Origin of the sequence: Mucilaginibacter sp. OK268, assembly GCF_900103125.1 — a bacterium.
Lineage (GTDB): Bacteria > Bacteroidota > Bacteroidia > Sphingobacteriales > Sphingobacteriaceae > Mucilaginibacter.
Window position 1 is genome coordinate 261,830 of record NZ_FNJV01000006.1, and the last position, 19,131, is coordinate 280,960.

12 protein-coding genes are annotated in these 19,131 nt (G+C 41.1%); 8 read left to right on the top strand and 4 right to left on the bottom strand.

All coding sequences use genetic code 11. The annotated features are described in order from the left end of the window. The first annotated feature begins 145 nt into the window (after nt 1-145). Nucleotides 146-1,351, top strand: coding sequence for a bifunctional 3,4-dihydroxy-2-butanone-4-phosphate synthase/GTP cyclohydrolase II (locus BLR84_RS19540; protein WP_090471470.1), 1,206 nt, complete (start codon nt 146-148; stop codon nt 1,349-1,351). Here BLR84_RS19540 and BLR84_RS19545 read toward each other — a convergent pair. Beyond that, a complete protein-coding gene (locus BLR84_RS19545; protein WP_143013954.1) occupies nt 1,348-5,796 on the bottom strand; it encodes a translocation/assembly module TamB domain-containing protein in 4,449 nt (1,482 codons plus the stop codon). The genes BLR84_RS19540 and BLR84_RS19545 overlap by 4 nt on opposite strands. A 171-nt stretch (nt 5,797-5,967) precedes the next feature. On the opposite strand from BLR84_RS19545, the gene tsaD reads away from it, so the two are divergent. After that, the gene (gene tsaD / locus BLR84_RS19550) at nt 5,968-6,969 is read left to right on the top strand and encodes a tRNA (adenosine(37)-N6)-threonylcarbamoyltransferase complex transferase subunit TsaD (protein ID WP_090471473.1); all 1,002 of its coding nucleotides are present in this window, start codon (nt 5,968-5,970) and stop codon (nt 6,967-6,969) included. A 23-nt stretch (nt 6,970-6,992) separates the two neighbouring features. Beyond that, entirely contained in the window at nt 6,993-7,163 is a 171-nt protein-coding gene (locus BLR84_RS30105; RefSeq protein ID WP_176852109.1) for a hypothetical protein, read from the top strand. A gap of 116 nt (nt 7,164-7,279) precedes the next feature. On the opposite strand, the gene BLR84_RS19555 is transcribed toward BLR84_RS30105, so the two are convergent. From BLR84_RS19555 to uvrA, 3 genes are all read right to left on the bottom strand, one after another. Further along, on the bottom strand, nt 7,280-9,346 hold the full coding sequence (locus BLR84_RS19555; protein ID WP_090471475.1) for an IPT/TIG domain-containing protein: 2,067 nt from the start codon (nt 9,344-9,346) through the stop codon (nt 7,280-7,282). 302 nt (nt 9,347-9,648) lie between these two features. Continuing rightward, nucleotides 9,649-10,230: a glycoside hydrolase family 19 protein gene (locus BLR84_RS19560; protein WP_090471477.1), complete on the bottom strand. Its 582-nt coding sequence runs from the start codon at nt 10,228-10,230 to the stop codon at nt 9,649-9,651. A gap of 370 nt (nt 10,231-10,600) precedes the next feature. Then, the gene (gene uvrA / locus BLR84_RS19565; protein ID WP_090471480.1) at nt 10,601-13,513 is read right to left on the bottom strand and encodes an excinuclease ABC subunit UvrA; all 2,913 of its coding nucleotides are present in this window, start codon (nt 13,511-13,513) and stop codon (nt 10,601-10,603) included. Nucleotides 13,514-13,995: 482 nt separating this feature from the next. On the opposite strand from uvrA, the gene BLR84_RS19570 reads away from it, so the two are divergent. The 5 genes from BLR84_RS19570 to BLR84_RS19590 all read left to right on the top strand — a co-directional run bounded on the left by BLR84_RS19570 (nt 13,996) and on the right by BLR84_RS19590 (nt 19,100). Further along, on the top strand, nt 13,996-14,580 hold the full coding sequence (locus BLR84_RS19570; RefSeq protein ID WP_076375554.1) for an RNA polymerase sigma factor: 585 nt from the start codon (nt 13,996-13,998) through the stop codon (nt 14,578-14,580). A 213-nt stretch (nt 14,581-14,793) separates the two neighbouring features. Then, nucleotides 14,794-14,988, top strand: a complete 195-nt coding sequence (locus tag BLR84_RS19575; RefSeq protein ID WP_090471482.1) for a hypothetical protein — start codon at nt 14,794-14,796, stop codon at nt 14,986-14,988. A 209-nt stretch (nt 14,989-15,197) separates the two neighbouring features. After that, complete coding sequence (gene nth / locus BLR84_RS19580; RefSeq protein ID WP_090471484.1) at nt 15,198-15,959, top strand: endonuclease III; 762 nt, start codon at nt 15,198-15,200, stop codon at nt 15,957-15,959. Between the two features lie 216 nt (nt 15,960-16,175). After that, nucleotides 16,176-17,195 carry a recombinase RecA gene (gene recA, locus BLR84_RS19585; protein ID WP_090471486.1) on the top strand — a complete coding sequence of 340 codons (1,020 nt, stop codon included), beginning with the start codon at nt 16,176-16,178 and terminating at the stop codon, nt 17,193-17,195. Between the two features lie 273 nt (nt 17,196-17,468). Beyond that, nucleotides 17,469-19,100: an ABC transporter substrate-binding protein gene (locus tag BLR84_RS19590; RefSeq protein ID WP_090471488.1), complete on the top strand. Its 1,632-nt coding sequence runs from the start codon at nt 17,469-17,471 to the stop codon at nt 19,098-19,100. The last annotated feature ends 31 nt before the right edge of the window (nt 19,101-19,131 follow it).

A 19,131-nucleotide genomic window follows, 5' to 3' on the forward strand; every position in this document is an offset into this window, starting at 1 on the left:
ATCATTTATAGTAAGCCTAATCCCCTGTTGCTGAAAGGGATTTTACACAGTACCGACCTGAAACATTTTTATATATCATAAATTTGTTTAACTTTTAAAATACTTTGTGGCTTATTTTATTTAAGCCCTATCAAATACTCATATAATGCTAAACACGATACAAGAAGCAATTGAAGATATAAAAGCCGGGAAAATGATCATCGTTGTTGATGACGAAGACCGGGAAAATGAAGGCGATTTCCTAACCGCGGCACGTAATGCCACACCCGAAGCCATTAATTTTATGGTGCGCTATGGAAGAGGTTTGGTATGCGCGCCTATTACACAACAACGTGCCCGCGAACTGGAGCTGGAGCCTATGGTAAGCCACAACACAACCTCGCATGAAACCAACTTTACGGTTTCTGTTGATCTGTTGGGACATGGCTGTACAACGGGTATCTCGGCGTCAGACAGGTCAAAAACCTCTATGGCTTTAATTGACCCGGCTACAAAACCCGAGGATCTGGGCAGACCAGGGCATATTTTCCCACTGATTGCCAAAGATGGTGGGGTATTGCGCAGAACCGGCCATACCGAAGCTGCTATTGACCTGGCTGTTTTGGCTGGGTTTGAACCTGCTGGTGTAATATGCGAGATCATGAAGGAAGATGGTGATATGGCCCGCCTGCCTGATCTGTTGGTAATGGCAAAGGAATTCGATTTAAAGATCGTATCAATAAAAGACCTCATCGCATACCGCTTAAATGCCGAAACCTTAGTTAGAAAAGAGGTATCAGTAAAAATGCCAACTGAATGGGGCGATTTTGAAATGATAGGCTATACCCAATTAGATACCGGTGAAAATCATCTGGCCCTTATCAAAGGCACCTGGGAACCCGATGAGCCGGTTTTGGTACGCGTACATAGCTCATGTGTTACCGGCGATATTTTTGGCTCTTGCCGTTGTGATTGCGGACCGCAGTTACATAAGGCCATGGAGATGATCAGTAACGAAGGCAAAGGCGTTGTGGTATACATGAATCAGGAGGGACGCGGCATTGGGCTTATCAACAAGCTAAAAGCCTATCACCTGCAGGAAAACGGCTTGGATACAGTAGAGGCCAATATTAAATTAGGATTTAAAATGGATCAGCGCGATTATGGTATTGGCGCGCAGATATTGCGTAGCCTGGGTATTTCTAAAATGCGCTTGATGACTAATAACCCTAAGAAACGTGCTGGTCTGATAGGTTATGGTTTGGAGGTTGTTGAGAATGTACCTATCGAAATAGCGTCAAACCCGCATAACGAGTCATATTTGCGTACCAAAAGAGACAAGATGGATCACGCTATTATGCGCGATCATTAATTCTCATCATCTGGTTTAGTTGCCGGTGTTCCGCCTGTTGTAGTAGGTGGAACTGCCGGTGTTGATGTTGTGGGTGTTCTGTCGCGCCTGCTGCGCCTGAATATGTTCCTGATGAACTCTCCAAAGGTGTCAAAATCGCGGTTGTACACTAAGCCGATACCATTTACGTATTGAAACTCGAGGTTATTTAATGGATTAAGGGTGGTATTGTTTAGTAACCGGTAAGAATATCTTGCCGTCAGATTTCCATCTTTTCTGATTTGGTATAATGCTTCAAAATCTTTGGTTAAACTACTGAAATTTTGATTGAAGAGACTGGCGCTACTGTTGAACAGGTCATTTGAGCCATTATTGCTAAATAAGCTGCCATTGAATGAAAGCCTGCTATTAAAAAACCTTAAAGAAGCACTGGCCTCACCGAACGATCTGATATTTAAATCAAAATCAAAGTTTTTGATATGCGATTGTGATATAAGGCTGTTGAGTTTGTTAAAAGCAAATTCACTCACCATCTGGCCAGCTGTTCCGAAAATCAAATTGTTGTTATTGTTTGCTGTGAAACTGCGACGGACAATGATACTGATCGCCTGCTGATTTCGGTTATTATTATCAGCAAGATAAGTAGCCAAATCGTCCTTTACCGATGGGTCGGTAGGGAAGTTGAAGTCAAAATCAATGTTTGGTTGTAACAATGATTTGGTCAGTATCAACTGTGCCTGTACCAGTGTTTGCTGAGATGAGGTAGGCGTTTGCAAGCCCGCGGCCGCATATAAGGGGGCTTTACTGGTGCGTACTTCATAAAGGGCTTTCAGGTTTATTTCGGCATTTGAAGGATTGCCCGTCCACCTGATGGTTCCGCCCTGGTTTACCGTAAAGTTTTTACTGATAAAGTTTTTAGCCGTAAATTCAAACTTACCTGTCGATATCAGGAAGTCGCCGTACATTTCAAAATCACCCAGGCTGTTTATGTTCAGTTTTAAGTTATTAGCCACCCCGCTACCTTCGAGCACACCATAATCGGTGGTTATTTTAACTATAGTTTTTTCATCGGCACTTAAGTCAAAATTTAAAGTTACACCATTAAAGGCGCGTGTTTTATTTGCAACTTTAGCAGTATCCTTATGGCCCACAAATCTGATAAAATCATATTCGCTGGCCGTTGATGAGGTATTGAGCGGGATATTGAAAACTGTGCCAGCGTCCGTACGGGCCGTAATATCAATCTTCATATTATCAACAGGGCCTTTAAAGCTAAAGGTACCACTACCAAACGCGGTTCCATAATAAAGGTGATTGTCCTTAAATGTAGTGTTTAAGGCCATCAGGTTACGTGCCAGAACAGATACTTCGATATCGGGGTTTGACAGATTATTCAGGTCAACCGTTCCATTAGCTGTACCTGTACCTCCACGTGTATCCTTCAGTATCATATTATTTAAACTGATGACACTGTTGTTCACACTTAGTTTGTTATTAACCGTGTAGGCAGTCTTGAGATAGTTAACCGTAACACCCGTGTTTTCAAGTGTTAGGCTACCGTTAAGCTGTGGGTTTGATGGTTTTCCTGAAAGTTTCAGATCGGTGGAAATGTGCCCTTTGACATTAGACACCAAGTCTTTAATAAAAGGGGTAAAGATGATGGCCTCGGTTTGGTTCATCTTTATATCAAAGTCCAAATTATCGTCGGTATCATGTCCAAAAGAATAAATGCCACCAATATTCATAGTCTCGAGTCCGCGGTTTAGAATATTCAGCTTTATGTTGGCCTGTTTGCGGTCATTACCGAGGGTTGATACCAGTTTTACATCACCAATCAGGGTCTTATTCATCGTTAATGAATCGATGTTCAAATGTGCGTCAATCCCAGGCGATTTGATAATGGAAGTGAAATTAATATCACCATTCAGATCGCCTCTTAAATATATACCCGATGTTCTGGTCAACTGGTTAAGCGTACGCATACTGAATTTTTCGAACGAGAGTTTTAGCTCATCAGCAGGGTTATCGGATACAAACCCGTTAATGCGTACCTTTTGCGGGCCATTGGATAGCTCAAAGCCGGATACCTGGGTTTTTCCATCCAATAAACGGATGCGTACTTGCTCCTGGATATGCCATTTTTCTTTTTCCAGGATAACATCAGAAGGTAATAGCTTAAGTTTGGCTGTAGTATCGCGCCCAAACTCAACCAATCCGTAAAGATCGAGTTGGTTTACCGCGTTTTTATCAGACAGCTTCACGTTAAAATTAAGGCTGTCGTTCTTCAGGAAATTGGTAATGTTGATGTCTTTAATAAACAGGCTATCAGTCAAGTCAACCTTTCTTAACGATAAGTTGAGGCCCAGCATATCTTCAGACGTATTTTCATCGATGATGAAATCGTGAAATACAATTTTGCCATATTTAAATGTTTTGATATAGCCGGATAGGATGGCCGTTTTCTTTTCCGAATCAAATTGTCCCATTAAGGTGCCCTGATCAGGTATTTTTAGGTCGGGTACAAATATTGCAGTAAGAGGGTCTGTATTCTTAAGTGTAAGGTTAAACGTAAACTGCTCGGGTTTGGGCGTAACAATGGTTGTTTTTAACGAAGGAATATATTTTTTGGCAATGGTTTTAAAATACGAAGGCAGGGTTGCCAAATCAAAAGTACCCTTGATACTACCATCAGCAAAATCAGACCGAAGATCTATCTCCCGGTTGTTTCCTTTCCCTGTAGATGATAAGTATAAAGAATCAACTACATAATTATTACGTGGATCAACAATTCTGGCTGGTGAAAGTAAAATATTACCCTCAATATTAGCCAAACTATTACCCGAAAATTTGGTTTTTAACTGGGTACTTATGGTGATAGTATCTGTGATAAGCTTAAGCTTATTCAGGTTAGCATCCTTAATATTTGCCACCAGATCATAGGCTGGTAATGCAGGATTTAAGTTTACACTACCCTTCAGGTCAAGTTTAACATTCTTATCATTAATGGTCATATGACCATTGGCCAATTTTTTAATGAACGAGCCGTTTACAATAAGATTGTTATAGGTGTAATTGTTATAGCTTATGTTATTGATGCGGGCATCAACCTTTTCGGTCAGGTTTTTCAACTTATCACCGCTGCCTTGTATATCGGCATTAAAGGTAGTACGGCCAAGTGACTTTTCATCAAGTAGGGTTCCCAGGTCAAAGTTGAAAGCATTTAGTTTTCCGCTGTAACTGGGTATGTTTTTTTTATCAATTTTGAGGTTAATGTCTGAATCAAACCTGCCTAGCCCGGTTTTAAAAATACCATAGGCAACAAAATCATTCTGTAAACCGCTAAATCTGCCGGTAAAATTGATATTACCAAATTTACCTATGATGGCCGGAGCCTGCATGGTGGCATTGCCCGAAAAATGGCTAAGCAGGTAATCCAGATCTTTTTTATTAGAAGCAACCTGTTCAAACTTCAGATCAAGGAAAGTATTATCCCAATCGGGTAAACCGCGTAAATTAAAATCACCCTTGATAAAAGTGGCTTGGCCTCCACTAATAGTGACGTTTTTGGCCTTCAGATTATTTACCAAGCCTTTAACACGGCCTTCAATACCCAGGTCAAAAGTGGTTTTACCCATACCGTTGGTAAAGTAGGCAATATCTGTTGATGATATACGTGATGATTTAAAGTCGGCATCCATGTTCACGCGGTTCTCGAAATTGTCAAAATCATCAAATGATTTAAATCTCATCCGGAAATAATCTTTCAGATCAGAATGTTTGGTTTGAATAGCAAGCTGTTGCAGTAAGATCTGGTTGGTATCAATAGTAGTATGAGCAGTAAAGTTCTTTACGTAAAAACCACTTTTTTCCTGTAGTGTAAGGTGTTGGACATTGCCCTTAAATAAATGGTTTTTGATATCCATGCCGGTTACCATCGTGCTAAAATGACTTACATCAATATCGTCAAAATTCACCTTGTTCTCCACGGTATCTATCAACTGGTTCTTGTACCGGAAATGAAAATTATTGATGGTTATTTTATCAAAATTAAGCGTCCAGGGTTTGCTGGCAGTTTTTTTAGTGGTATCACCAGAACTAAAATAATCGATAATAAATTTGAGGTTGGTAGTACTGTCTTTTTGTTTTTTGAGATAAAAGGAACCGTTATCCAGTTCGATGGATTCAAAATTGATAGTACGCTGTTTGATGCTATAGAGGAGCGAAAAACCTTCAATATCAACAGCAAGCTTGGGGGTATTCAATAAGGTATCCCGTTTTTTATCGAGCACGTATAAACCCTCCAGTACTACAGAAGTAAAAGGTCTGATATACAAGCTCTTGATACTAACTGTGGTATGCAGTTCGTCAGAAAGATAACCCGCGGCTTTTTTAGCGGCCCAGGTTTGTACAGGTTTATATTGAAACGCCAGTAAAAGTATGCTCAGTGTCAATAAAATGAACAACACTATCCCTAACGCTATATTGAGTACTTTTTTAATAACTTTGTAATTAATTAAAAATTCAAAAGTAAAAATTCAAAACCGTTTGAAATGTTTTACTTTTCTAAATGTATTTATAACGTATCAAAAAGTATAGTCAATTTTTGACTTTAAACTTTTGATTTTTGACTTAACACTGTGCCTGTAATTTTAGGAATCGAATCTTCATGTGATGAAACCTCTGCATCTGTTTGTGTTGATGGAGAGATCTTGAGCAATGTAATTGCCAATCAAACCATTCACGAAGCGTACGGAGGCGTTGTCCCCGAGCTTGCCTCAAGGGTTCATCAGCAAAATATTGTTCCTGCTGTACAACAAGCATTATTGAACGCAAAAGTAAACAAAAATGATATTGATGCAGTAGCTTTTACGCGCGGACCGGGACTTTTAGGCTCACTTTTAGTAGGTGTATCATTTGCCAAGGCATTTGCACTGGCCAAAAGCCTGCCACTTATTGATATAAATCATATGCAGGCCCATATACTGGCCCATTTTATTGGTGATCATAAACCTGCATTTCCATTTTTATGTCTTACCGTATCTGGCGGGCATACGCAGATAGTTTTGGTTAAGGATTATTTTGATATGCAGGTAATAGGCCAAACGCTTGATGATGCTGCCGGCGAAGCCATGGATAAAACCAGTAAGATATTGGGTTTACCTTATCCGGGTGGCCCGTTGATCGACAAGTATGCACGCCAGGGTAATCCTGATGCCTACAAATTTCCCGAACCACAGATCCCTGGTCTGGATTTTAGCTTTAGCGGACTGAAAACATCGATATTATATTTCATCAGGGATAATGTGGCTAAGAATCCAGATTTCATCAGTCAAAACTTGCCTGATATTTGCGCGTCGGTTGAAAAACGTATAGCTACTATATTGCTTAATAAACTGCAAAAAGCGGCGCAAACCCATGGCATAAAACAGATTGCTTTGGCTGGCGGTGTTTCGGCTAATACTGGTTTGCGTTTAGGGCTACAAGAACTTTGTACTAAAAATGGCTGGGAAAGCTTTATACCCAAAATGGAATATTGTACCGATAACGCGGCCATGATAGCCATTGCCGGTTACTATAAATATTTAAAAGGCGAATTTGCCGGTCAGGAGATTGCTCCGCTGGCAAGGATGATATTTTAATTCGAATTATTGAACTGGAACTTATGAACATTCCTTCACTTATTTTCTGGGCGGTTTTTGTGTTGCCGCTGGTTGCTTTTTTAATATGGCTGATGCGCCAGGACAAAAAGAAAGGTGTAACCGGACTTATTGTATTGGCCATTATTGTAGTTGGCGGCATAGTTTATATGTACTTGAAAACAGGGGGGCAGTAGTTAGTTGATGCCGTTAGAGGATTTTTACGGCATTTGATTAACAGAAGAGTTTATCATAAAAAAGCCCTCCGCAACAAAACGCGGAAGGCTTTTATGTTTATGCAGGGGATAGGTTATTACCTCGCTGCCCTGAATATTTTACGATCACCGGCTGTATTAAAGCCCATGATATAGTAATAGGTATTGGTAAATTCAATGCCACCTAAAGTGTAGCCCGCAGGCATAGGATAGCTTTTGAAATCCACCCCATCATTGTTGGATAGGTTAAAGGTTTGGCTGCCATAAGCGACGGTTGCGCTATCTGCCTTGATCACGTTGCAGGCTTCTGTACCCACCTGAGTCCAGGAGTCGCCTTTATTGGTTGATCTGTAAAGGTGCTGACTGCCTTCGGTTTGGGCAGCCCCTTTATAGCTAAACGCACAAAATACGCTATAGCTGGCCGCAGCCAGAAAATCCTTATAGCCCAAGTTATAATAATAAATGCCGGTATAACCTTTAGTAGCTTCCCAGGTAACACCATTATCTGTCGAGCGATAAAATAACTTTTCTTCTTTAGATGTGTAGTTTTTACTGGTATCTACTGCAAAAAAATTGTTGCTGCTGTAGCTATCAGTAATGGCCGTTGTGTAGTTGAGCGAAGCGCCGGGCACACTGATATTGGTGCGGGTCCAACTGTTACCACCATTGGTTGACCGATAAAGCCTGTTACCGCTTACCACTGCAACGTAATTGTTGGTGATTGTAATACCTGTAAAGCCCGTATCGGGTGCGGTAGTTTCGGGCGTAAGCTTAGTCCAGTAAATGCCGTTGGTTGATTTGGCAATACCAAGGTTAGTGGAGATATAGTAAGCGCTTTTATAGGCTTTTAAAACATTGATGGTCAGTTTTTTTGATTTGTTAAAGGGCAGGTTAGATGCCACATCTGAGTATGTTTTTCCGTCTGCGCTGTAATACAGAAAGCTGGCATTGTTGCCTCCGGTAATGAGCAACGTTGAGCCCATATGTATCATTTGATTGATCTTTTGTAACCGTGGAATGGACGTCAGGCTTTCCCAGTTCAGAGTGGGGTAGGGTGCATCAATCAGGTAGGTGCTTACTGAGGCCGATTTAATACCCTTAATGCTAATGGTAAGGCGCACAAAGGCCCCGGCTTTTAAACCCGCCGGAACTTTCACGGTAACCTGAGTTGTGGTTGCTGTTACAATAGTTCCTATGGCATTATCGAAGTTAACCACAATATCGGCCGGGTTGCTGCTAAAATTAATGCCTGTTATGGTTACTATATCCCCCGCTCTGCCTTCGGTAGGTTTAACGTCGGTGAGGTTTGGCAGGGTAACATAAGTAAATACAGGGCCGTTAACGGTTTCGCTGTTTTTTACCTTAAGACTGATGTTGCCGGTAGTGCCTGTTAAGGGTACAAGTACCCTAAGCCGCGTCGGGGTGGCTGTCTTTACTACGGCATCCACACCGTTAAATTTAACTACGTTATCAGTTAAAACCTGGCTGTAATTAACCCCGGTTATGGTAACCGTATCATTGTATTTGCCTTGCTGCGGACTGATACTTTCAATAGTAGGTTTAGCCGAAACCGGTGTAGGATCAACTATCTGCGTTTTGGGTTTGGTATTATTGGCGAAGTTGGCCGCGGTATAGGAACCATTTGATGCAAAATCCTTGCCTGCGGCATCTTTAAATACGATATTCCAACTTACCGTAGCTGTATTGGCATTGATGGTAACAGTAATGCTGCCCGAGTTGGCGAAATAGATATTACCACCATTAATATACTGTACATAGGTTTGTACAGGTGGAGCTGTGGCTGTCGTGGCGTTTACTTTTAGCGTTGGATTGCCTGGGTTTAAAGAGGTGCCGGCCTTTTTACTAAGGTTAACCGAGCCGCTTTTAAGGTCACTGATAAAGAACACCAATTTGCTGCCGCTGGCATCCAGGTTGGCGGTGGTTTGCAGGGCTTTTACATTGTCGCCGTCTGCAGTGTAATAGGTGGAGGTAAAATCTGTAGCTGCAAGATTATAATCGGCGCCATTGATTTTTGCGGTTAAGGCTGGTTGGGATTTGTCGGGTGTTACATCGGGATCTTTCTGGCTTTTTGAACACGAAAAAAAGGTGATAACAAGCAGCATAAAGCTTACTGCTTTAAAAGTGTTTTGTAATGGTGTAATCATATTCAATTTGGGGTATGCGCAATAAAGTTCAAGGCGGGGCAAAGGTAACGGAAATACACGCCGTTTTAAATACTATTTGAACTTAACTAAAAGGCAATCAGGGTAAAAGGTGATAATCTCTAAATAGTGATTGTATGGCTTGTTATAAACAAAAGCGGAAGACGTATTATCTACGTCTTCCACTCAAATGTATCAGCTCACTTAATCGAAGGTTAAAAGCGCTCCTTCTAATAATGGACTGTGGGTGATTTTTTCTCTTTCATCAAATCTTCGGGTATGACTTCAAATACTACTTTTGATAGCTACTCCGTTAACCCCTTATAAAAAGTTTTAGCGTAACCTGCAATGGTTTTGGCCATGTCAAGGCCATTAATGATTTTGCGGGCGTTTACCCAGTCTGTACTGTCGCTGGTAAAATACTTATCTAAACTCACACCTGTAAATGAACCTTTGGTCATGCCTTTTATCAGGATGGCGGCAGCTATAGCGGGTTGTAAAGCCAGGTCGGGGTTATCGAGCAGATCGATGTGCAGGAGCTTGCCCATATTCTCATAATTCTCGTACCAGGTTAACTGTACATAGCCACGACCGTAATATAATTCATCGGGAGTAGTGTAGGGGATGCGTTTACCCGGACCGCCGCCCATTTTTAACTTTTTGCCATAGTCGTGTCCGGCGCCTTTGCCAAATTCATTGATGGGCTGCATGGTTTTAGCGGTTTCATGAAAAACAGTGGCCAGTATGTAGGCCGTTTTACGATCGTCGGTAATGCCGGCATCTGTTGTGGCTTTGAGTATGGCTTGTATGCCATCAACCTGGCTTTGTGTTAAGTGCCCACCAAACAGTGGACGGATTTCTGCGTAGAACTCTTTTGTATCAGGCATAATGCTAAGATTTAGGTTTGTTAAGTAAATATAAATATTTAGGTGGGTAAAATAAAGGGGAATTGATAGCTATATATCTTTATTGATGAACCATTACACCAAACAGGAGGGGAAGTTGCTTATAAAAATGGGTTTACATGGTTTACACTTTTTATGGTTTACGTAAATTTATATAATTGATAATCAACTAATTACGTTAAAATTCATATAGAAAGTGGGTTTGCAATGTAAACCATAATTAGTTGGGTTTACACTGATAAGTCTGCGCTCATATGCAATGACGCGTGGAAGCGCAATGCACCTAAGAGTAGGATTGAGGAGGTTAAAAGAGTTTTAAGCCCTCTCCTTTGGAGAGGGTTGGGTGAGGCACTTACTTCCCGAACCGCTCCTTTAAATAATGGCCGGTGTGCGATTTTTTCTCTTTGATCAAATCCTCAGGGACACCTTCAAACACAACCTTTCCGCCGCGGTCGCCACCTTCGGGGCCAATGTCAATGATCCAGTCGGCACATTTGATCACATCCATATTGTGTTCAATTACAATAATGGTGTTGCCATGTTCCAGCAGCGCGTCAAATGATTTGAGGAGTTTTTTAATATCTGCAAAATGCAGACCGGTAGTAGGCTCATCAAAAATGAATAGTGTTTTATGTGTATTATTCCCTTTTACCAGGAATGATGCCAGCTTAATACGCTGGGCCTCACCACCAGACAGGGTATTTGACGATTGCCCTAACTGTACATAACCCAAACCTACATCAACCAAAGGTTTTATTTTAGCGATGATCTTTGGCTCTTTAGCAAAAAATACCAGCGCCTCATCAATGGTCATGTGCAGCACTTCGGCTACATTTTTTTCATTGTAGGTGATATCCAGGATATGCTGTTTAAAGCGGTTTCCACCACAAGTTTCGCAGGTCAGGAAGATGTCGGCCATAAACTGCATCTCTATCTTCACTTCACCTTCGCCCTGGCAAACATCGCAGCGGCCACCCTCTACGTTAAAGGAGAATGCAGATGGTTTTAAACCAGCTGCTTTGGCAGCAGGCTGTGAGGCATACAGGTTGCGGATCTCGTCCCAGGCTTTTACATAAGTAACCGGGTTGGATCGTGACGAACGGCCTATAGGATTTTGATCAACCAGTTCCACCTGTTCTATTTTGGCGTAATCACCATCAATACTGTCGTAGGAGCCGGTTTGTTCGCCCGAGTAATTGCCCAGTACTTTTTGCAGAGCAGGTGCCAGGATGCGTTTTACTAAGCTGGTTTTACCAGAGCCGGATACACCTGTTACTACCGTAAGCACACCTAAAGGAAATTTAGCCGTAACATGCTGCAGATTATTTTCTCTTGCTCCTTTTATCTCAATATAATCGTTCCATTTACGGCGGCTTTTGGGGATCGCGATCTCCTCTTTGCCACTCAGGTAACGACCTGTTAAGCTATTGTCGTCTTTAATAATTTCGTTGTAGGTGCCGGTGAAGATCAGTTCGCCGCCGTGTGTACCGGCTTCGGGGCCGATATCAATAATATGGTCTGCCGCTTTCATGATCTCCTCCTCATGCTCTACTACTAATACGGTATTACCAACATCGCGAAGTGATTTAAGTACACTGATCAGTCGCTGGGTATCACGGGGGTGCAGCCCAATACTGGGTTCATCCAATACATATACAGAGCCCACCAAACTGCTTCCCAGCGAAGTGGCCAGGTTGATACGCTGTGACTCACCACCCGATAAGGTATTTGACAGTCGGTTAAGCGTTAAATAGCTCAATCCCACATCATTTAAAAACGACAGGCGGTTAGTGATCTCCATCAGCAGGCGTTTACCAACTTTGGCATCCGTTTCGTTTAACTCTAAACCTTTAAAAAACTCAAGGGCTTTATCCAATGGCATCAATACCACATCGGTAATGGAGCGCTCGCTGATCTTTACGTATGAGGCATCACGACGCAGACGACTGCCCTTACACTCCGGACAGGTAGTTTTGCCACGATAACGTGACAGCATAACCCGGTACTGAATTTTGTAGGTCTGCGCCTCCATCTCCTGGAAAAACTCATCCAGGCCACGGAAATATTTATTACCTGTCCATAACAGGCGTTGTTGTTTTTCGGTTAATTGATTGTATTGACGATGTATCGGGAAATCAAACTGCAAAGCATGTTTGATCAGCATATCGTTCCACTCGCGCATTTTTTCGCCGCGCCATGGGGCAATAGCGCCCTCATAAATACTTTTACTTTTATCCGGTATCACCAGGTCTTCGTCAATACCGATCACTTTACCATAACCCTCGCATTTTTTGCAGGCACCGTAAGGATTGTTAAAGCTGAAAAAATTAGGTGAAGGTTCTTCGAATTTAATACCATCGAGTTCAAAGCGGTCGCAGAAGAAACGTTCCTGTTCACCATCGGCATCAGGTTCCTGATAACGTACATAGCAATCGCCTTTACCTTCAAAAAAAGCAGTCTGCACCGAATCGCCCAAACGGCTTATGGTTTCATCCTCTTCATTTTTTGATATACGGTCAATCACGATCCGAACACCGGGGTAATGGGTTGGCGTTTCCTCTTCAGTAGTTACCGATTCGTCGCTTTCGGCTTTAAGCTTTTTGCCTTTAGCTTTCTTTTCACCGTGAACCTCAGCTACAAGGGAAGTGTTATCAATAGATTCATCCTCCAATAAAGCTTCAATTTTTGATAACTTGTTCAGATATTCTACCCTTACAAAACCTTTTTGCATTAAAACGGCCAGTTCTTCTTTTAAGCTGCGGTTATTATGCGGATATAATGGCGCTAAAACAGTTACCTGGCTTTCGTTGGGTAACGATAGTATAAAGTTTACCACATCGGTAACGGAATCTTTCTTGACAATTTGACCGGATACCGGGGAAATAGTTTTGCCAATGCGCGAGAAAAGTAATTTTAAATAATCATATATCTCGGTTGATGTACCCACCGTTGAACGCGGATTTGAGGTAATTACCTTTTGCTCAATAGCTATGGCGGGTGCTATACCTTTAATATAATCAACATCGGGCTTGTTCATGCGCCCCAGGAACTGGCGTGCGTAGGAAGAAAGACTTTCTACATAACGGCGCTGACCTTCGGCATACAGGGTATCAAAAGCAAGCGATGATTTGCCTGAACCGGACATACCCGTAACTACAACCAGCTTGTTTTTAGGGATGGCCACATCCATGTTTTTAAGATTGTGTACCCGGGCCCCTTTAATAATGATATGTTTCTGCGGATCTTTTTCTGCTTCTTTGGTCATGATTGTTGATAGTCGATGGTCCATAGACCATAGTTATACTTCAAATTACGATGGTCTATGGACTATTGACCATGGTCTTTTTTCCGGAATGCAAAAATCCTAAAATATTTAGCAGAATCCAAATCGGTTTTACTTTGTTTTGGGCTTTAAGCCAAATAAATTTCTGAGTTTACAGTTTGCTGACTTTTAAATACTTAATGTCATGGAACAGATATGGTTTGCAAACTTTTTGAGATAGCAATTAAACCATTGCCAACCGTTCTAGTCAAACCCCCGGATAGGTATCAGAATTATGAATGGTGAAGCCCTTCATGAGCCCAATGAACCTGATTAACAGAAGTAAGTAAAAAATATAATTTGTTTTTTAGCTGGGAATTTGTTTTATTTGAAGTAACAATTTCTTAACCCCTAAGGAGCACGCTATAGAATATACTCTACTTTATAAGTTTTTAACTAAAAATTAAGTTTAAGTAGTACTTTCTATGGATTTTCAATTGAAAAGTGATCAGGATCTAATCCATCTATACATTGCCGGTGATGAAGCTGGGCTAGTGGAGTTGATCAGACGATATCAGACCAAAATATATACCTCTATTTACCTGCTTGTAAAAGACGAGTATCTGGCAGAGGATATTTTTCAGGATACCTTTATAAAAGTTATCAATACACTGAAAGCTGGAAAGTATAACGAAGAAGGTAAGTTTTTACCTTGGGTAACCCGTATTGCCCATAATTTGGTTATCGACCACTTCCGCCGCGAAAAGCGCGCCCCTATGATCAGTAATGGCGACGACTTTGATATTTTTGAAGTATTGGGTAATTATGACGAAAGTACCGAAGACCGCATGGTACGTGAACAAACGCATAAGGACCTTAAAACATTGATACAGCTTTTACCATCGGAGCAAAAAGAAGTATTGATCATGCGCCACTTTGGCGATATGAGCTTTAAAGAAATTGCCGATATTACCGAAGTAAGTATCAACACGGCCCTGGGCCGCATGCGTTACGCCCTCAATAATCTCCGCAAAATGATGCAGAGTAAAGAGTTAAGTTTAAAAAATTAATCAGGAAACATTGGGTTATTGCGTGGGTGATTTGTTAGTTAAATAACAAAGCTTATCAATAGCCCAATGTTTTTATGATCAATAGCTTAACTTATTCACTTAAATGTGATAAAAATTAACCCATAAAAAAAATTTCATTTAATTTTCATTTAGTAAAATATTATCTTTAAGTCGCCGTTATAAATCATATAAAATTTACAACAAAATAAGCTTATGGATGAAACTTTTACAACAACGTTAAATGGAATTGCTAACCAGGCTCTGATGGACGAGAATGCACAAGAAAATCTGGGTGCCGACGATTTGATATTTTACAATTCAATTCGTGCTGATTTGGACCTTTTGAACAAAAAACCCAAGGTACAAACTATACACCAGATACTTGACTACTCTAAAAGCTTGCGCTAAGTATTCCGAACTTGCTGGTTCATAGATCATAATTGTTGATTGAGGTGGATGTTTGAAAGAACAGAAACTAAAATCCAGCGTGATTTATGAACCTTTCTATTTTATATAGATCACGTAATTAATTTTTATAGTTTAATACATATTATAATATATGTATTATCTAATAAGTACATGATCAATTACCCATAAAAATTTTCTTAATTTTAAAAATGCTGAAGGCCGAACGTTACCGCCATTTTGTTGAATATTTTTCAAAAAACCAACCCAATCCCGTTACCGAGCTGCATTACGATAATCCATTTCAATTATTGGTAGCCGTGATCCTGTCGGCGCAATGTACCGATAAGCGCATTAACCAGGTTACCCCAAAGCTGTTTGAACGTTTCCCGACGCCCGGGGATCTGGCGGCATCAACCCCCGAAGAGGTTTTTACTTACATCCGCAGTGTGAGCTATCCTAATAACAAAGCCAAACATTTAGTAGGTATGGGTAAAATGCTGGTAGATGTTTTTAACAGTGAAGTGCCGGCGGGTATCGAAAACCTGCAAAAAATGCCTGGCGTAGGACGCAAAACCGCCAATGTTATCGCATCCGTGATTTTTGAAGAACCGGCCATGGCTGTAGACACGCATGTGTTTAGAGTGGCTAACCGTATTGGCCTTACCCATAATGCAACCACACCCCTGGCTGTTGAAAAACAATTGATCAAACATATCCCGAAAGAATATATAGGTGTTGCCCATCACTGGCTTATACTGCATGGCCGGTATATTTGTTTGGCACGAAGCCCTAAGTGCGAGATATGCCCGCTAACCTGGTTCTGTAAGTACTACGAGCATAATAATACCGAAACCGCCCTGCTAAAAGCCGAAGCAGCCAAGATTAAAAAAGCTAAAGAAACTAAAAAGAAAAAAGCATTGAATACTATTACTAAGGAGTTGAAGAAACGGAGTGTGGATAAAGATATTTGATGGAATAGTTGATTGAGTTTATTAGGTTGATTATGTTTGTTAGTTAGGTTTTGAGCCTTAAACAAGGCCTGTCATCCTGAGCTTGTCGAAGGATCGCGTGTAGAGGCCTGCCCACCATGCTTCGACAAGCTCAGCATGACAACCCTGCAAATAAATTACTAAAAAAATTAGTAATTTAAAATAAAACATTTTATATTTGTTCAAGATAATTTTAAGATGAGCACAGATAAAAATAATTCAGATAAATTGAAGGCACTACAGCTTACTTTAGATAAGCTGGAAAAATCATACGGAAAAGGTACCATCATGAAATTGGGTGATTCCGTTATTGAACCTACAGAAGTAATATCAACAGGCTCTTTAGGGCTTGATATCGCTTTAGGGGTTGGCGGCTTACCCAAAGGAAGAGTTATTGAAATATATGGACCTGAATCGTCTGGTAAAACCACATTGGCTATACATGCCATTGCGGAATCGCAGAAAAAAGGTGGCATAGCTGCATTTATTGACGCGGAGCACGCCTTTGATCGTTTCTATGCTAAAAAATTAGGCGTTGATGTTGAGAATCTATTGATCTCTCAGCCAGACAACGGTGAGCAGGCGCTGGAAATTGCCGATAACCTGATCCGTTCTGGCGCTATTGATATCCTGGTAATTGACTCTGTGGCTGCACTGGTTCCCAAAGCGGAGATTGAAGGTGAAATGGGCGACTCGAAAATGGGTTTGCACGCGCGTTTAATGTCGCAGGCTTTGCGTAAATTAACCGGTACCATCAGCAAAACCGGGTGCTGTTGTATATTTATCAACCAGTTACGCGATAAGATTGGTGTAATGTTTGGTAACCCCGAAACTACTACCGGTGGTAACGCCTTGAAATTTTATGCTTCGGTACGTTTGGATGTACGCCGTATATCACAAATAAAAGATACTGATGAGGTTTCAGGTAACCGCGTTAAAGTGAAGATCGTTAAAAATAAAGTAGCTCCTCCATTCCGTGTGGCAGAGTTTGATATTATGTTTGGCGAAGGTATTTCAAAAGCCGGTGAGATCATTGACCTGGGTGTTGAATACAACATCATCAAAAAAGCAGGTTCATGGTTCAGCTATGGCGAAACACGCCTTGGCCAGGGCCGCGATGCCGTTAAACAACTGATCCTTGACAATCCTGAATTACAGGAAGAACTGGAAACCAAAATTAAAGAAACCGTTACCGGCGAAAGCTTGGTTGAAGAATAAACTGATTTTTGGATTTCACCGATTTGCGGGTGATTTCACTGATATTAAAAGCCTTCCCATTGGGGAGGCTTTTTTTGTTTCCCAACTCCGCATAGTCATGCCGAACTTGTTTCGGCACCCCACATGCACGGCTTGGCGCCTGTCCTGAGAGATCCTGAAACAAGTTCAGGATGACAAACACATTTATTGATCTAGTCAATTATCTTCATCCACAAGTAATAAATCACTAATTCAATAAATCAGTAATTCAATAATTAATATATTTAGCTCTGCATGAATAAATGGGGCTTATTATTACTTTCTGTACTGTTCATTCAGTTTAGCGCCTGCCATACTACGGCCCCTGATTCGGGTAAAACTGTTTTTAACATTAACCTGGAAGAAGGTCTTACTTCGCTTGATCCGGCTTTTTGCCGTAACCATTATACCATTTGGATGGATAACCAGGTTTTTAATGGCCTGGTACAGATCAATGATAGTTTAAAGGTAATTCCATGTATTGCTAAAAACTGGGATATATCTGCCGATGGTCTTCTTTATACTTTTCATCTACGTAATGATGTATATTTTCATGATGATCCGCATTTTGCAAGTGGTGTTGGTCGCAAGGCTGTCGCATCCGACTTTGTCTACAGTTTTGGGCGATTGATCGACCCAAAAGTAGCTTCGTCCGGCTCCTGGATCTTTAGTGATAAAGTGGAGGGTAAAGATTCTTTTACCGCACCCAATGACAGCACTTTCAACATCAGGCTTAAGCAGCCATTCGCACCCTTTTTAAGTATGCTTACGGCGCAGTATTGTTCGGTAGTACCTAAAGAGGTGGTAGAGTTTTATGGTAAAGATTTCAGGAGTCACCCGATAGGTACCGGTCCTTTTAAGTTTAAATATTGGAAAGAAGGGGAGGTGCTGGTATTGCTTAAAAATGAAAAATACTGGGAGAAAGATAATAAAGGTAACCGTTTGCCTTACCTGGATGCGGTTAAAGCCAGCTTTATTGCTGATAAACAAACCTCGTTCCTGGAGTTCATCAAAAAGGACCTTGATTTTTTAAACGATATCGACGGCAGCTACCGTGATGATATCCTGACCAAATCGGGCAAAGTAACACAAAAATATAAGGGCAAATTTGTTTTAAATACAGCGCCGTATCTCAATACCATGTACCTGGGTATATTGGTAGATACCAATCTGACTATTGTCAAAAAATCACCGCTCAAGATATTGAAAGTACGACAGGCCATTAACTATGCTATTGACAGGCAGAAGATGATGAAATATCTGCGGAACAGTATGGGCACACCTGGCTATGCCGGTTTTATTCCGGAAGGTATGCCTGGTTTTAGCAAAAATGTAAAAGGGTATACTTATGATCCTGAAAAGGCACGACAGCTATTAGCCGAAGCCGGTTTTCCTGACGGTAAAAATCTGCCAGAAATTTCATTGGCTACTACAGTAGGCTATCGTAGTTTGATAGAATACGTGCAGGGGCAATTAGATAGAATAGGTATTAGAACCAATGTGGAAATTACCCAAGGCGCCAGCCTGCGTGAGCTGGTATCAAAAAACGGGATCAACTTTTTTTACGGTCAGTGGATAGCTGATTATCCAGATGGTGAAAATTATCTGTCGGTATTTTACTCAAAAAACAAGATCCCTTTTGGGCCTAATTATACCGGCTTTAACAATAAAAAATTTGATGCTTTGTTTGAGCAAACCTATCATGAAAAAAATGATGCCGCCCGCTATGCCCTATATCAGCAAATGGATAATTTGGTAATGGGACAATCGCCGGTGGTGGTGCTATATTATGATAAACTGGTGAACCTGTATCAGAATAATATTAGTGGTTATAGCCTAAACGGGCAAAACCTATTGGTACTTAAACGAGTGAGGAAAGCCCCCTAATCTCATGAAAGGAGAATTGTATAACATATCA

Bases quoted from the DNA above. Each gene is read 5' to 3' on its own strand.
- BLR84_RS19540 (WP_090471470.1), top strand. From the start codon at position 146: ATGCTAAACACGATACAAGAAGCAATTGAAGATATAAAAGCCGGGAAA.
- BLR84_RS30105 (WP_176852109.1), top strand. From the start codon at position 6,993: ATGAACATTCCTTCACTTATTTTCTGGGCGGTTTTTGTGTTGCCGCTG.
- BLR84_RS19555 (WP_090471475.1), bottom strand. From the start codon at position 9,346: ATGATTACACCATTACAAAACACTTTTAAAGCAGTAAGCTTTATGCTG.
- BLR84_RS19560 (WP_090471477.1), bottom strand. From the start codon at position 10,230: ATGCCTGATACAAAAGAGTTCTACGCAGAAATCCGTCCACTGTTTGGT.
- uvrA (WP_090471480.1), bottom strand. From the start codon at position 13,513: ATGACCAAAGAAGCAGAAAAAGATCCGCAGAAACATATCATTATTAAA.
- BLR84_RS19570 (WP_076375554.1), top strand. From the start codon at position 13,996: ATGGATTTTCAATTGAAAAGTGATCAGGATCTAATCCATCTATACATT.
- BLR84_RS19575 (WP_090471482.1), top strand. From the start codon at position 14,794: ATGGATGAAACTTTTACAACAACGTTAAATGGAATTGCTAACCAGGCT.
- nth (WP_090471484.1), top strand. From the start codon at position 15,198: ATGCTGAAGGCCGAACGTTACCGCCATTTTGTTGAATATTTTTCAAAA.
- recA (WP_090471486.1), top strand. From the start codon at position 16,176: ATGAGCACAGATAAAAATAATTCAGATAAATTGAAGGCACTACAGCTT.
- BLR84_RS19590 (WP_090471488.1), top strand. From the start codon at position 17,469: ATGAATAAATGGGGCTTATTATTACTTTCTGTACTGTTCATTCAGTTT.